This window comes from Bacillus sp. 2D03, assembly GCF_003946765.1.
Lineage (GTDB): Bacteria > Bacillota > Bacilli > Bacillales > Bacillaceae_G > Bacillus_A > Bacillus_A cereus.
In genome coordinates, this window is sequence record NZ_RPSJ01000003.1 from 212,301 (window position 1) to 225,795 (window position 13,495).

The window sequence follows — 13,495 nt, forward strand, 5'->3', positions numbered from 1 at the left end:
TACAAATTAAACTACACTTCACCTGTTTACTTATATATTCTAGAAAAACAATAATAATCCCCCACCATTTGGTAAGGGGATTAACTAAACCTACTAAAAAACATTTAATGATCAGTTTTATTTAGTTGGAGAAGGAAATCTTGCCGCTTCAAAATGTGCCCCATCTTCTAAAGGACTTAAAACCCCATCTATACTACTTTGTGCATAAATCTCAACTTCATCCCCTGCATTCAATTGAACAATCGTCGAAACACTTACGACATTTCCAAAACTTATTGGACCAAAAAAGTCATTATCTATAGCTATCGCTGCGTTTCCATTCACACGAATTTCTACACGCGCTCTATAATTTAAAGTTGGATCATTTGGAAAGAAACCAATCGTTCCAATAATAGAATATACTCCTTTAGTCTTCGGCGTAAAAATAGATGTTGCTGGATTATACTCATTCGCTAAATCAAATTGTTCATTTTGAAATAACACTTTCACAAAAGTATTAGCAGGAACATTTTGATTCACAGTATTTCTAGCTCTAAATGCCGATGCTCTAACAAGATTGTCCTTATTATCATGACACTTACTAATGTTCTTACAACAATCATGATGCTTCTTTTTATACTCCTTACAATACTTACAGTAGTAATAACAAGACATACTAATTCCCCTTTCAAACTTATTACTACATATTATGTAAGATTGATTTATAAGGTTTGGACTAGCTATTTTTCTTATTCATAAGGGCGCTATTAATCTGCACCCTTATTTATATAAACCACTTCATTCCTTACTAGTTATAAGTTGTATATAGTTCCATATGGAATAGTAAGAAAAGAACTTCCGTACGGTGTAACATGATGTACTGGATAAAAATACTCTACGGATGAGTAATATGGTTGTACTCCTTGCTGCTGCATTTGTTGTTGCATTTGCAATGCTTGTTGAATAGCTTGAACTGTACTTTGTGCTCCACTATACGTTATAGACGTACCATACGCTGGTCGCATGCCAGCTTCAGAATTAATATATGAATAAAACATAATTTTCAACTCACTTCCGTATAATTTGTTACACATTATATTATGATTCTTTATTTCATTGGTACTATAATGCTAGTTCGCTCGCTTATATTCAAATGATAAAATAAAAAAGTAGCTGCTAGACTACTTTTAATTCTTCTTATTACCAAATGAAATGATATACATATTCTCCGTTTACACGCTCATCAATTCCAGCAACCCTAACGAATCTAAGTAAATCCGCCCCTTGAAGAAAATATACCGACATCGTAACCGGTACTTGTGACCACATGAATTGATAAAGCTCATTCACTCTCTGATTCGTCGTAACGATTAAATCATTTACAGGTCCATGATTCCATGCAGAGGTTTGAACTGAAGTGAAAGAAAGGTCTTTCCCATTAACCACTATTCTTGCCACGCTTTGAGTTATGTCCACAATACTCCCCTCCAACATTACAAAAATTGGACCTTTTTTAGTTCATATTATTATAAATATTCTTGACTGTAATAAATGTTTAAGGCAAATCCCTAATAAAGTGAAACTTTAATCAGTGGAGGTCTTACTGCCCGTTAATGCGGGATACAATTTTTTTATTCATATCCCTCAATTCCCATTACAACCATATAATTTCTAACCTGATTCAATTTTTGTAAAAGTTGAACCAGCAAATGTAAATTCCGTAAAAGTATTAGAAAAATTAAACTTTACTTTTGAAGGTACTCTGAGAAAAAGCGAAAAATCAGCTGGAAAGCTTATCGATTTAAATATTTATTCGAAATTAATAAGCGATTAATTTTAGTCACTCTGCCCATACTCAATCAAAGTTTGGGCTTCTTTAATTTCTGTATAAAATTCAAAAGTTTGACACAATCCTGGAAAAAGCTTATAAAGAAAAGTGAGGTTCCGTTATTTTCACACTTAGTAGCACAGCCATGTTACATACAATTTTATAAGTGTGAACGAACTACAAAATTAAAAAACAAATAATAAGTTTGCAACATGTTTGCAAATACGAATTTTGCATATAAATTCGTGTGATATTGAAAGGAGTTTTACTTATGAAAGAAATTAAAACAGAACAAGAATTCAAAGACATCATCGCAAGCGAGGAGCCAGTAGTTGTTAAGTTCTTTACTACATGGTGCCCAGATTGCGTACGCATGGACAACTTTATCGGAGATGTAATGGAAGAGTTCAATAAATTTGAATGGTATTCTATTAATAAAGATGAGTTTCCAAGTATCGCTGAAGAGTATCAAGTAATGGGTATTCCAAGTTTACTTGTATACCAAAACGGTGAGAAGCTAGGCCACTTACATAGTGCTAATGCAAAAACTGAAGAGCAAGTTACTGAGTTTTTAGAAGCATACTAAGATAAAAGCCCTCTGGAAAATATTTTTCAGAGGGCTTTCATCTGTTTTCATAATTATCTTTTGACGTTTTTCCTCGTTTAATGAATTACACCTTGTCATGATAAGAATAATACGTAGTAAGAAAAGTATTCGTTTCTTGATCCATCTCCCCTCCTCTCTCTTTAGTAAATAAACTCCAATTCGGTTTACACCCTGACTTTGTACTTTTCAACATATTTTTCCTTCACGAAACTTTGTTATCCCCTTCTTAAAAAGCTATAAAACGTCAACAATGTTTGTATAGACCCACACGACTTTCGTTTGATACTCTATTTATAGAAAGAAATTCCTTTAAAGAAAGGTGAGTGATTAAAATGGATACTCTTTCTCATAAAGAAGCTGATAAAGGCGCTATTGTCAGCATTATGGCCTACATATTTTTATCCTCTATGAAAATCATCATCAGTTATATTACCCTCTCTAGCGCATTACGCGCTGACGGTTTAAATAACTTAACGGATATCGGTGCTTCTTTAGCGATATTAATTGGTCTAAAAATATCTCGTAAACCTCGTGACCCAGATCATCCGTATGGGCATTCGCGTGCCGAACAAATCGCATCACTTGTTGCGTCCTTCATTATGGCAACAGTCGGATTAGAAGTTGTTATTAGTGCCATTCAATCTTTCTTAAATCCGAAACAAGCAGCGCCTAATGTACTCGCTGCATGGGTTGCTTTATTTTCTGCTGTCGTTATGTATTGCGTGTATTTGTATACGAAAAAAATTGCAGCACGAACAAAAAGTAAATCATTAGAAGCCGCTGCAAAGGATAATTTATCAGATGCACTCGTAAGTATTGGTACTGTAGTAGGTATTGTCGGTTCTCAGTTCCAAATGCCTATTTTAGACCCTATTGCCGCTTTAATTGTCGGTCTTATTATTTGTAAAACTGCATGGGAGATTTTCGTAGAATCTTCTCATATGCTTACAGATGGAATTGATCCTGATAAAATGGAAGAATACGCTGATGCTATTGAGCATATTGGCGGTGTGGAAAACATTGTAGATATTCGAGCACGTATGTACGGGAATCAAACGTACGTTGATATTACAATTGAAGTAGATGCTCGCATGGATGTTGGAGAAAGTCACTGTATTACCGACAACATCGAAGCTATGCTTCGCAAAAAGTTTGGAATTTACCATGCACACATTCATGTTGAGCCAATGAAAAAAGAACCTATTATGACATAGGTTCTTTTTTTATGAACGTTTTATGGAATATAACACATAAAACGAGCCAGCTACCACCAGCTGCCCATCCTGCTAATATGTCAGATGGATAGTGCACGCCAAGATATATTCGGCTAACTGAAATAGATAATACAACAAAGCTTGCTATAAGAATAATTAACAATTTTTTATGCAACGAAATACGCTCTTCAGTAATTGTGACGTATGCAATAAATCCTAAAAAAGCAGTAGCATTCATCGTATGACCGCTCGGAAAACTATATCCAGTTGCAGTAACAAGCTGCGTGACATCAGGTCTTGCTCGTTCGTACCATAGTTTAAGCATACTGTTTAAATAACGAGATCCGTAGTAATTAATTGTTAGAAGCAACGCACTAAGCAACTTTTTTCTAACGAGAAAATACATTACAAGAATAATGAGTAATGGAAAATATATTCTTTTGGAACCGATAAAAGACACCCAAGTAAAATAGGTCGTCAAATAATCGTTTCGAAAGCTTTGAATAAAATGTGCGACTATATTGTCAAAGTTCTCAATACAAGCGGTATGATACGAAAGTGATAATACGACAAAACAAATGAGTAACGTAAAACTTAGCAAGTATAAATGTCGATATCGTTTCACATACATAACCTCACTATGCAAAAAAATGGAGCGGTTGTTTTAGTTTTCCTCTCCATTTCTTTTTTATGCATAGTTTATTAAAAAATATAATTATTAATTTTTTGCTTCATCTCAGGGATATCTTCTCTTGTTACAGTGAAGCGAATAACCTTCTCATCAAGATCAAGTGCCTCAGCGAATAAACCAGCTAATCCACGTGATTTTCTATCTACTTCCATAATTATTTCTAATCGGTCGTATGCACGTGGCAAAATTAATAATTCTAATTCATCTAATCTGCCGTAGTACTCTCCAGAAACCGGAATAAACTCAAATTCTTGTGCGAATGGAACTTGTTTACGTAATCGGTGCGGTAATTCTTCACATTCTATATGACGTGCTTTAAACCCTAATTCATTTACACTATCTAAAACACTACTTAATAATGCATTAGGTAACACTTGAACGTAGTCGCGGTCACTTGGGTCTATACTACGTTTAATATCAAGACCTGTATGAATCCAAACCGTTTTCATACCAAGTGTAAGTGGTGCTTCAATTGGCATTGGAAAAGAAAATGGAATGTCAACTGTTTCATTCGGTTCTACAGAAAAAGGTTCGGTTAAGCGTACTCGCTCTAAATCATATGTTGCTGTTACTTTTTTATCATCCACTTCTCGTACATACGACGTCGATAATGTTAAGTAAATGCTTTCAATTTGTTGGCTAACTGAACCTCCAGTTATATGAACCTTTCCAACTATTTCTTCCCCAACAATATACTCATCTTTTTCAAGAACAGTATCTACCTTTGCACTTCCAATACCAACGCTTGCTAAAAACTTTTGAAACATGGAGTCTCCATCCTTTCTAAAGCAGAAGCTACATCTTGTTTTAAATCTTGTACATTCTCATAGTACGGCGTTTTTATTTGTAACATTCGCATAAGCATTTCGCGATTATAATGTTCCAAAGTTAATTCTTCGTACCATGGTTTTTCCTGTTTTTCATTAGATTCATATCCTGCATATAATAAAAATAATGAGAAATGACCGAGCGCATAAAAGTCGCTACGAAATTGAACTTCTCGCATCAAAGCTTGTTCACCTTCGTAAGTTGTAACTCGCTCATCATCCTCACCTTTCCATTTAGCCAATCCAAAATCAATAATACTAATTTGATTTTCTTTCATTAGTATGTTTGGAATGCGTAAATCTCGATGAATAATGCCTTCACTATGAAACACCGATACAATTTCTAATATTTCATATAAAATCTCAAAAACTTCACGTTCTGTATATACATACCCATCTATGAAAATATAATCTTCAAAATTTTTACCAGGCATGTACTCCATCACAAAGAAACTCTTTTTCTCCCATATGAAATGATCATATAGACTAGGAATTGCATGATGATTTAATGTTTGTAAAATCATTTTCTCTTGTTCAAATGATTTTCTACCAGACTCATATCTTTGTTTACTTTGTCTTAATTGTTTTAAGACTTTATATCTATTTATTTGCAAATCATTAACGACATATGTAACCCCATAACTGCCCATTCCAATTACTGATTCAATTTTATAACGCTCTGCAACAATTGTATTTTTTCGCAGTGGTCTATCAAATAATGCTAGTACACGACGCCATTTCATCAGCTACTTGAAAAGAAGCTACGGCTTTTACGTTTTCTTTTATAATGTTGATGTCCATAACCAGATGAACGTCGTTTATAATCGCTACTTGAATACGAGCGCCCTCTACGACGATAATCACTACTTGAATACGAACGATATTTTTTCTTTCCTAATAAAGAATCAATAATTTTTTTGAACATTCCTTCACCTCTTGTGTAAAATTTCCTTTTCATTATACCAATAATTATTGACTATATTTGTGACAGGTTTGTAAAGAGTAAAAAACGACGAGTTATGCCCGTCGTTACTTTCATTCATCCTCTTCATCAAAAACTTCATCAATCATGCATTTCTCTAATAAATACTCAAATGTAATATCTGCGAGATCTTCAATTTCTTCTCGTTTTGGGACGTACCCTCTTTCAATTAGTTGCTCATAAAAAAACTCCGCAATCTCTTCCGTATCAATCACGACTTCAATTTCCTTCATGAGCATCACTCCTTTATTTCTGTTTTATGAAAAAATCTCAAAATTATGTATATGAGATTAGAAAAATAGATTTTATTTTTTTATAGGTCATAAGCTTTGGACGAGATGCATACGATTGTAGTACAAGCTATTCAAAGGGGGAAATAATAATGGAAAATCAATATGAAGTAGGACAAACAAAAGAAGAGTTCATGCATGAAGATCAATGGGCAGACTCTCTTATAAAGTGGCTTTTTATTTTTTTAATAGTTGTAGGCATACCTTATACTGCATATGTTGTTGTTCAATTTATTCTCTCTTTCTAGTTAACTATTTTTTCTCTGTCAATTTAACTAAATAATTATGAACAACATCCATTACAATTTTATATTCTTCATCTTTAAATGTATCGAACAATAATTGATAATCGTTATAAATGTCAAGTAATCCATCAATGATTTCTTGACGATTCGTCTTAACACTCACTTTTTTCGAGTTGTTAATTGACTTTAACTTTCCTAAATCCAATTTATTCATACCTGCTTTATCTTGTTTCATTTTCTTCAAAATTGCATTTGCCGTTTGAGCATTGGCGAGTAACGTTAAATCTGATTCATCCGCTTCTAACCATTCACCATCCGTAATCCGTGACAATTCATAAATTGTATCTTCCCATGCGTCATTCTTATATCTCCATACTTCTGTACGAAAACCAACAATACGGAAAACATCTTTATCATATCCAGTTACTTGCACAAGATCACCAAACGTGAAATTATAATTTAATTCAATCCACTCCGTATCGCCCTTTTTCATATCTTGCTCTGTAACGTGCTGCAATGTTTGCTCTACGTAAAAGCCATCGTGATTATTGACTTCGTATACATAAACTCCATCTAAAACCTTCATATTTGTGATTTTCCCAACGGTTCCATATAGCGTAATCACGACTATGTCCCCTACGTTGTATTTAGGTTGTTTTTTTCTTGCCATCTCTATCTCTCCTTTTTTTGACGTCGTGATTTTGATATCAGTATATGCAACCTACATAAAAACGCTTATCACAGAAGCTTATATTCATAAATTTTTTCAATAAAAAATATAATCTTATAAAATTTACATTACACTCAAACAAAAGCTAGTAACTAGACTAGCTTCAAATCAACAAATTTCATAATAAAAAAACATACAGAATACTTCACTTTAAACAAAGTAATGTATTCTGTATGTTTTCAAATAGTTTTTATCTATCTTGTATGTATAAATCCCAGGCTTCATCAAATATAGACATACTTTCTAGCATTCCGCTCAACTCTAAGTATGAACTAATTTCATCATAGTCTTCAGATTGCTTCGGAAAACTTAAATCATCATACATCGCCTCTGCTAAATCTGAAATTTCATTTCTAAATAAAGCTGCACGATGCTTCATCATATAATGGTAAAATGTCTTTTTCAAAAATATTCCCTACCTTTCTAACTTGGGTACATTATACAAGGCAAAAAAGAAAAAAACCAGCATAAAAGCTGGTTAAAAGTCGAAATAATTTCTTTTTAATAGACGCGGTCTTCCCATTAATTCTTCATATGTTAGTTGTTTTGGTAAATCTTTCGTGTAAATTAAGAATAATTGATCTTCAATTTCTTTTACTGTATGGTCTGATTGATAGTCCATCCCGCACGAGGAACAAGAAATACATGGTGTCTCTTGGATTTCAATGGCTTTCGTACCATCTGGTAATTCCCAATATACAGTATTCAAGCTTTCTTTCGCTTCTGTACTGTCACACCACATACAATTCATACTGCATCACCCTCAGTTTTTTTGTCGTTTTCTTCTAACTTAGCCATTTGTGCTTGATATTTTTTATCTTTTAATTGATCGCGCTTATCACGTTTATCTTTTAAAGATGCATGAGTATCATTATCTTCGTAGTCTTTACGACGGTTCATACGCTGTAAGTCGTCTGGAACGAGGTTAAATTTCTTATCGCTCATAAGACCTGCGATACCAACATCTGAACGTTTTTCTTCGTAGTTCGGATAAATCTCTTTAAAGTATCCTTCCGCTCTTCCTGGAATATAGCTCTCTGGCTCTGGATACGTCGTAATAACACCTTCAAAGTTACGAAGTACAACTTTATCTGCACTTTGTGAGATTAAATAGTTTGGCTGAAGTGCAATTTTACCGCCTCCGCCTGGCGCATCAACAACGAATGTCGGAACAGCATAACCAGATGTGTGTCCACGTAAACCTTCAATAATTTCAAGACCTTTAGATACTGGTGCACGGAAGTGACCGATACCTTCAGATAAATCACATTGATAAATGTAATATGGACGTACACGGATTTTTACTAAGTCATGCATAAGTTTTTTCATAATTGGAACGCTGTCGTTAATACCAGCTAAAATTACTGCTTGGTTTCCGACTGGAACACCAGCATTCGCTAACATTTCACATGCCTTTTTCGATTCTTCAGTAATTTCAATAGATGTATTGAAATGTGTATTTAACCATACTGGATGGTATTTTTTAATAATGTTACATAAGTTTTCTGTAATACGTTGCGGGAATACTACTGGTGCTCTCGTTCCGATACGAATAATCTCAACATGCGGAATCTCTCGTAAATTTTTTAATACATATTCTAAAATTTTATCGTTAATTAGAAGTCCGTCACCACCGGAGATTAATACATCTCGTACTTGTGGCGTTTCACGAATATAAGCAATTGCATCATCTAATTGTTTCTTCGGTACACCCATTCCAATTTGTCCACTAAAACGACGACGTGTACAGTAACGACAATACATAGAACATTGATTTGTTACTAAGAATAGTACACGGTCCGGATAACGATGTGTTAGCCCTGGAACTGGTGAATCTTCGTCTTCGTGAAGTGGGTCTTCTAAATCATATTTTGTTTTATATAACTCTTCCGAAATCGGTACTGATTGCATCCGAATCGGACAGCGTGGATCATCAGGATTCATTAGCCAAGCATAGTACGGTGTAATGTTTAACGGGATCGTTTTCGTTGAAATTTTAACGCCCTCTTCTTCTTCAGGTGTTAAGTTAATCACTTTTCTTAAGTCATCTAACGTTTTGATCGTATTCGTTAATTGCCAAACCCAATCATTCCATTGCTCTTCAGTAACATCTTTCCATAATTCGATATCCTTCCAGTGACGATTTGGTTTGTATACATCATGTAACATTGCTATTCCCCCTTTTTATACGCTCATCCTTTATATAAGCAATAGTTATGCCAACTTTGCATTGTTGATAAGTAAATGTGCGGAGAACCCTATTACATAAGCAAAAAAATATTTTTAAGCGTTGTATGAAATCAATACTTAACATCATATTCATTACTTTTTATATATGTAAACGCTCTTTTATTGGTGCAAACACACAAAAACCGCCGATTATTCGGCGGTTTTGTCGTACTTGCTCAGTTTATATTGAAGCGTTTGACGAGGGATACCCAACATTTTTGCGGCTTGTAGTATATTCCCTTCCGTTTCAATCAACGCTTGATCTATTAATTCTTTTTCTGTTTGATGAAGTGCTTCTCTAAGTGGCATTATACCCTTCTTCTTCGAAAACTTTTCTTTCCGAAATGTACGTGGTAAACAATTGGCTGTTAATGTATTCCCTTCTGCAATAATAACAGCATGTTCAATCGTATGTTTTAACTCCCGGACATTTCCAGGCCACTGATAAGCTTGCAGTCTATCTTTCGCTTCCTCATCAATTTGAAGTACACCTTTTTTATAACTTTTATTATATTCTTTCAAAAAATAAGATGCTAATAATAGTACATCCTCAGTTCTTTCACGAAGCGGTGGGATATATAATGAAAATACGTTTAAGCGATAATATAAATCAGTGCGAATTTTATTCTCTCGTAAACATATTTCTGGAGGCTGGTTCATTGCGGTAATAACACGAACATCTACTTTTCTCGTCTTATTATCACCAATTCTTCTAATGACTCCATCTTCTAACACTCGTAACATTTTTGCCTGCAAATCAAGAGGCATTGAATTCAGTTCATCTAAAAATAATGTACCACCATCAACAAGTTCAAATAGCCCAGCTCTTTCAATCGCTCCCGTATAGCTTCCTTTTGTCGTTCCAAACAATAAACTTTCTAATAGCGACTCTGGTAAAGCTGCACAGTTTTGTGCAATAAATGGCTTGTTTTTTCTTTTAGAAGCTTCATGAATTGCTTGTACAAACAGTTCTTTTCCTGTTCCTGTTTCACCATATATTAAAACATTCGCGTCTGTTGGTGCTACTTTTTGTGCTAACTCTTTCGTCTGTTTAAACCGCGTATCATTTGTCACTATCGTCTCAAATGCAGCGTGCTTTTTAATCACTTTTTTTCTAGATGATCGCTTTATTTTCGACTGTAAGTCAACAATTGTGTCAGTAAGTTTTTGAATTGTAGAGTAATCCTTTGCAATTTCAACAGCCCCAGCAATATTCCCATCTATAAAAATAGGTAACGTCGTATTTACTGTACAAACATCTTCACCATTTAAATTTTGATAATGTTGTACCTGATGTACGATAGGTTTTTTTGTATCTAGTACTTTCATCAATGTACTCGTTTCCCTTGATAAAGACGGGAACGCTTCTAACAGATGTTTCCCTAACACTTTTTCAATCTTCGATCCATCGTGTTTTGCAGCTACAGAATTATAAAATATTGTAATTCCATTTTCATCTACAGCGTGTATAGCCTCATCAATACTGCCCAAAATCGCTTCAATGACTTCTTGTGTCGAAACTGCTAGCAATGTCATCCCCCCTCTTGCCGAAAATCCAGCAATTACATGCCGAATTTTCGGCACACCTATGTGCGATTGTAAGCATGACGATTCCGTTCTATAATTTTAATCAATTTTATATTTTCATTAGATAACTCGAAACTCTAATTAGTACGGCTTTTTCAAACACCCAGCTCCGCCTAACTGTTTTGCTTTACAGCCAAATTTTGAAGCGGAAGTTTTACTGCTTTCGAATAGCTAGATAGATCTTTCACCCATATATTCATATCTTCCAACTTATCGAAAATGTAGCAATTATTTGCCAGTCTTCCTGTATACGTATAGCCTAATTGATGAAAGGCAGCATTCATTCCGAAAGAAAGCGATCGAGCAATTGTATAGGAGCAGAAAATAGATCTTTCTCGAAGTTCTTCCTCTAATTTAATTAGTAAACTTTTCATAAATCCATGTTTACGATATTCAGGTAAAGTAGCACAATTCGTTAATTCTGCATTCCCTTCCTTTATGTTCATTTCTGCAGATGCTGTACTAATAATTTTCCCCTCAAATTCATATACGTAGTAAATTGTATCGTCTTCTTTCATCGTCTGTAATACATAACTCGCTTCATTTAAAGGTGTCGGATACACTTCAAACACTTTTCCGAATACAGTTGCTAATTCTTCTGCATCTTCTTCAGTCGCTTTTCTCAGCAAAAATTCCTCTGGAACTACTTTTTCTTTTATTTCTTTTCCTTTTACACCGCTTAATATAGTATCTTCCTCAGTCCAATGCATACTATTTCGTCTTTCATCATTATTATATTTCACGAAAAAGTATGCATCGTGTCCTTGAAAATAATGAGGTATCGTTGCTTCCAACAAAAAACCGAAAGAGAGCCATGTTGAAACATGCTCTCCCTTTCCTTTAATAATGCATTTAGTGAAAGAATGTTTCTCTGCTAGTTCGTCAATTGTCTGTATAATACTTTCAACATTTCCTGTATAGTGATCTACCCGAATACGCTTATTAAAATAATCTAAAACGCCTTCTACTGTATAACAATTCGTCTGTTCTCTAAAAGATTCATAGTATTTCATTTTTTCACCTCACACCAATCTAGTAATGTACATGCAATAATTTTTGCGGCAGCTATCATTTTATCAACTTCTATATATTCGTTTGGATAGTGTGCTACTTTCGTCTCTCCTGGACCAAAGACTATTGTTGGTACGTTTGCAATTTGTGTAAATAAACCTCCATCAGTCCCCCACGGAGATGCTTCAATAATTGGTTCGTTCCCTTCGATTTCAACAAAGTTATGATGAAGTGTTGTAATGAGTTCATGATTCTCTTCTAGTTCACCAGGAACCCATCTCGCTCCAAACCATTCTACTTCTACTGGATTTTCAACAAACCAATTGTCCACATCATTTAATTCAGCAATCCAATTCTCAAACTCTTCTTTTGCCGCCTCTATAGTCTCATTCGGCGCAACACCGCATCTTCCTTCTAAAATTAATTCATCGGGAACAGAACTTGGCCAACTCCCTCCTTCAATTTTCCCAATGTTAATTGGAATTGGAATCGGAATTTCTTTAAATAACGGATCTATAATTCGACTATTTCTTTTCTCCTCTAGCTTTCTTACATGTTCTATAACAAACATACTTTTTTCAATTGCACTAACCCCTTCATAGCGCGTTCCACCGTGTGCAGCTTTCCCTTTTACACGTAGACGAAACCACATGGAACCTTGTTGTTTCGGGAAAAACTTCATATTAGTAGGCTCTGGAATAATGACACCATCTGCCTTATATCCTCGTAATATAGTTGCTAATGTCCCTGCTCCGCCACTTTCCTCTTCTATTACACTTTGAAAATAGATGTCTCCTTTTAATTCAATGCTAGATTCAATGATCGCTTCCATCGCAAGCATAAGTGCGACATTTCCGCCCTTCATATCCGTCGTTCCACGGCCATATATACGATTCCCTATTTTCTCACCGCTATAAGGGTGATGTTCCCACTGATTCACATCCCCTTCTGGAACTACATCAATATGCCCATTTAATATCATAGATTTCCCGTCGCCACTTCCTTTTAAAGTCGCTACAATATTTGGGCTATTCAAAAAACTTGTACGGGGTGATACAAAATAAGGGTGATCTTTCATTTTAGAAAAGGAGGGCTCCCATATATCGAGATCTAAACCTAATTCACGTAATTTTTCAATCACAATTGCCTGCGCACCGCTTTCATCACCAGATACGCTCTTTTCTTGAATTAATCGTTTTAAAAATTTCACACTTTCCTCTTCATGGCTCTCAATATAATCACAAACTTGCTTTTTTAATTGCTCCATATATTACA

At 34.7% G+C, this 13,495-nt stretch carries 18 protein-coding genes and 1 pseudogene; 4 read left to right on the top strand and 15 right to left on the bottom strand.

Annotated features, from left to right (window positions below; all coding sequences use genetic code 11):
* Positions 1-117: 117 nt before the first annotated feature.
* From EBQ15_RS09310 to EBQ15_RS09320, 3 genes are all read right to left on the bottom strand, one after another.
* Entirely contained in the window at positions 118-654 is a 537-nt protein-coding gene (locus EBQ15_RS09310; RefSeq protein ID WP_001278086.1) for a C1q-like domain-containing protein, read from the bottom strand.
* Positions 655-791: 137 nt separating this feature from the next.
* Positions 792-1,037, bottom strand: coding sequence for a DUF3947 family protein (locus tag EBQ15_RS09315; RefSeq protein WP_000500112.1), 246 nt, complete (start codon positions 1,035-1,037; stop codon positions 792-794).
* A 142-nt stretch (positions 1,038-1,179) separates the two neighbouring features.
* Positions 1,180-1,455, bottom strand: a complete 276-nt coding sequence (locus EBQ15_RS09320; protein ID WP_000355691.1) for a hypothetical protein — start codon at positions 1,453-1,455, stop codon at positions 1,180-1,182.
* Between the two features lie 208 nt (positions 1,456-1,663).
* Here EBQ15_RS09320 and EBQ15_RS09325 point away from each other — a divergent pair.
* The 3 genes and pseudogenes from EBQ15_RS09325 to EBQ15_RS09335 form a co-directional block, all read left to right on the top strand.
* Positions 1,664-1,813, top strand: a pseudogene (locus EBQ15_RS09325) (GNAT family N-acetyltransferase); the annotation flags it as partial.
* Between the two features lie 265 nt (positions 1,814-2,078).
* Positions 2,079-2,393 carry a thioredoxin family protein gene (locus EBQ15_RS09330; protein WP_000658787.1) on the top strand — a complete coding sequence of 105 codons (315 nt, stop codon included), beginning with the start codon at positions 2,079-2,081 and terminating at the stop codon, positions 2,391-2,393.
* A gap of 353 nt (positions 2,394-2,746) precedes the next feature.
* Positions 2,747-3,628, top strand: a complete 882-nt coding sequence (locus EBQ15_RS09335) for a cation diffusion facilitator family transporter (RefSeq protein WP_000380385.1) — start codon at positions 2,747-2,749, stop codon at positions 3,626-3,628.
* Here EBQ15_RS09335 and EBQ15_RS09340 read toward each other — a convergent pair.
* From EBQ15_RS09340 to EBQ15_RS09360, 5 genes are all read right to left on the bottom strand, one after another.
* A complete protein-coding gene (locus EBQ15_RS09340) occupies positions 3,618-4,253 on the bottom strand; it encodes a phosphatase PAP2 family protein (RefSeq protein WP_000833370.1) in 636 nt (211 codons plus the stop codon). The genes EBQ15_RS09335 and EBQ15_RS09340 overlap by 11 nt on opposite strands.
* 77 nt (positions 4,254-4,330) lie before the next feature.
* Positions 4,331-5,086, bottom strand: a complete 756-nt coding sequence (locus EBQ15_RS09345) for a sporulation protein (RefSeq protein WP_000486631.1) — start codon at positions 5,084-5,086, stop codon at positions 4,331-4,333.
* A complete protein-coding gene (locus EBQ15_RS09350; protein ID WP_000872059.1) occupies positions 5,068-5,889 on the bottom strand; it encodes a serine/threonine protein kinase in 822 nt (273 codons plus the stop codon). Before EBQ15_RS09350 ends, EBQ15_RS09345 begins: the two co-directional genes overlap by 19 nt.
* Entirely contained in the window at positions 5,889-6,071 is a 183-nt protein-coding gene (locus EBQ15_RS09355; protein WP_000473371.1) for a hypothetical protein, read from the bottom strand. The genes EBQ15_RS09350 and EBQ15_RS09355 overlap by 1 nt, the downstream gene beginning before the upstream one ends.
* A gap of 110 nt (positions 6,072-6,181) precedes the next feature.
* Positions 6,182-6,361 carry a YozD family protein gene (locus tag EBQ15_RS09360; RefSeq protein WP_000658451.1) on the bottom strand — a complete coding sequence of 60 codons (180 nt, stop codon included), beginning with the start codon at positions 6,359-6,361 and terminating at the stop codon, positions 6,182-6,184.
* A 149-nt stretch (positions 6,362-6,510) separates the two neighbouring features.
* Here EBQ15_RS09360 and EBQ15_RS09365 point away from each other — a divergent pair, with 149 nt between their 5' ends.
* Positions 6,511-6,666 carry a DUF3930 family protein gene (locus EBQ15_RS09365; protein WP_000431486.1) on the top strand — a complete coding sequence of 52 codons (156 nt, stop codon included), beginning with the start codon at positions 6,511-6,513 and terminating at the stop codon, positions 6,664-6,666.
* A 4-nt stretch (positions 6,667-6,670) separates the two neighbouring features.
* Here the strand turns inward: EBQ15_RS09365 and EBQ15_RS09370 are convergent, their stop codons facing one another.
* The 7 genes from EBQ15_RS09370 to EBQ15_RS09400 all read right to left on the bottom strand — a co-directional run bounded on the left by EBQ15_RS09370 (position 6,671) and on the right by EBQ15_RS09400 (position 13,487).
* Positions 6,671-7,333 carry a hypothetical protein gene (locus tag EBQ15_RS09370; protein ID WP_000101499.1) on the bottom strand — a complete coding sequence of 221 codons (663 nt, stop codon included), beginning with the start codon at positions 7,331-7,333 and terminating at the stop codon, positions 6,671-6,673.
* Between the two features lie 250 nt (positions 7,334-7,583).
* Positions 7,584-7,799 carry a YozE family protein gene (locus tag EBQ15_RS09375; RefSeq protein WP_000750717.1) on the bottom strand — a complete coding sequence of 72 codons (216 nt, stop codon included), beginning with the start codon at positions 7,797-7,799 and terminating at the stop codon, positions 7,584-7,586.
* Between the two features lie 72 nt (positions 7,800-7,871).
* Positions 7,872-8,144: a YokU family protein gene (locus EBQ15_RS09380; protein WP_000995763.1), complete on the bottom strand. Its 273-nt coding sequence runs from the start codon at positions 8,142-8,144 to the stop codon at positions 7,872-7,874.
* A complete protein-coding gene (gene kamA, locus EBQ15_RS09385; protein ID WP_000902142.1) occupies positions 8,141-9,562 on the bottom strand; it encodes a lysine 2,3-aminomutase in 1,422 nt (473 codons plus the stop codon). The genes EBQ15_RS09380 and kamA overlap by 4 nt, the downstream gene beginning before the upstream one ends.
* A 210-nt stretch (positions 9,563-9,772) precedes the next feature.
* Positions 9,773-11,158: an arginine utilization transcriptional regulator RocR gene (rocR, locus tag EBQ15_RS09390; RefSeq protein ID WP_011110073.1), complete on the bottom strand. Its 1,386-nt coding sequence runs from the start codon at positions 11,156-11,158 to the stop codon at positions 9,773-9,775.
* Positions 11,159-11,322: 164 nt separating this feature from the next.
* A complete protein-coding gene (ablB, locus tag EBQ15_RS09395; protein WP_000878596.1) occupies positions 11,323-12,222 on the bottom strand; it encodes a putative beta-lysine N-acetyltransferase in 900 nt (299 codons plus the stop codon).
* Entirely contained in the window at positions 12,219-13,487 is a 1,269-nt protein-coding gene (locus EBQ15_RS09400; protein WP_000436685.1) for a peptidase, read from the bottom strand. Before EBQ15_RS09400 ends, ablB begins: the two co-directional genes overlap by 4 nt.
* Positions 13,488-13,495 lie beyond the last annotated feature (8 nt).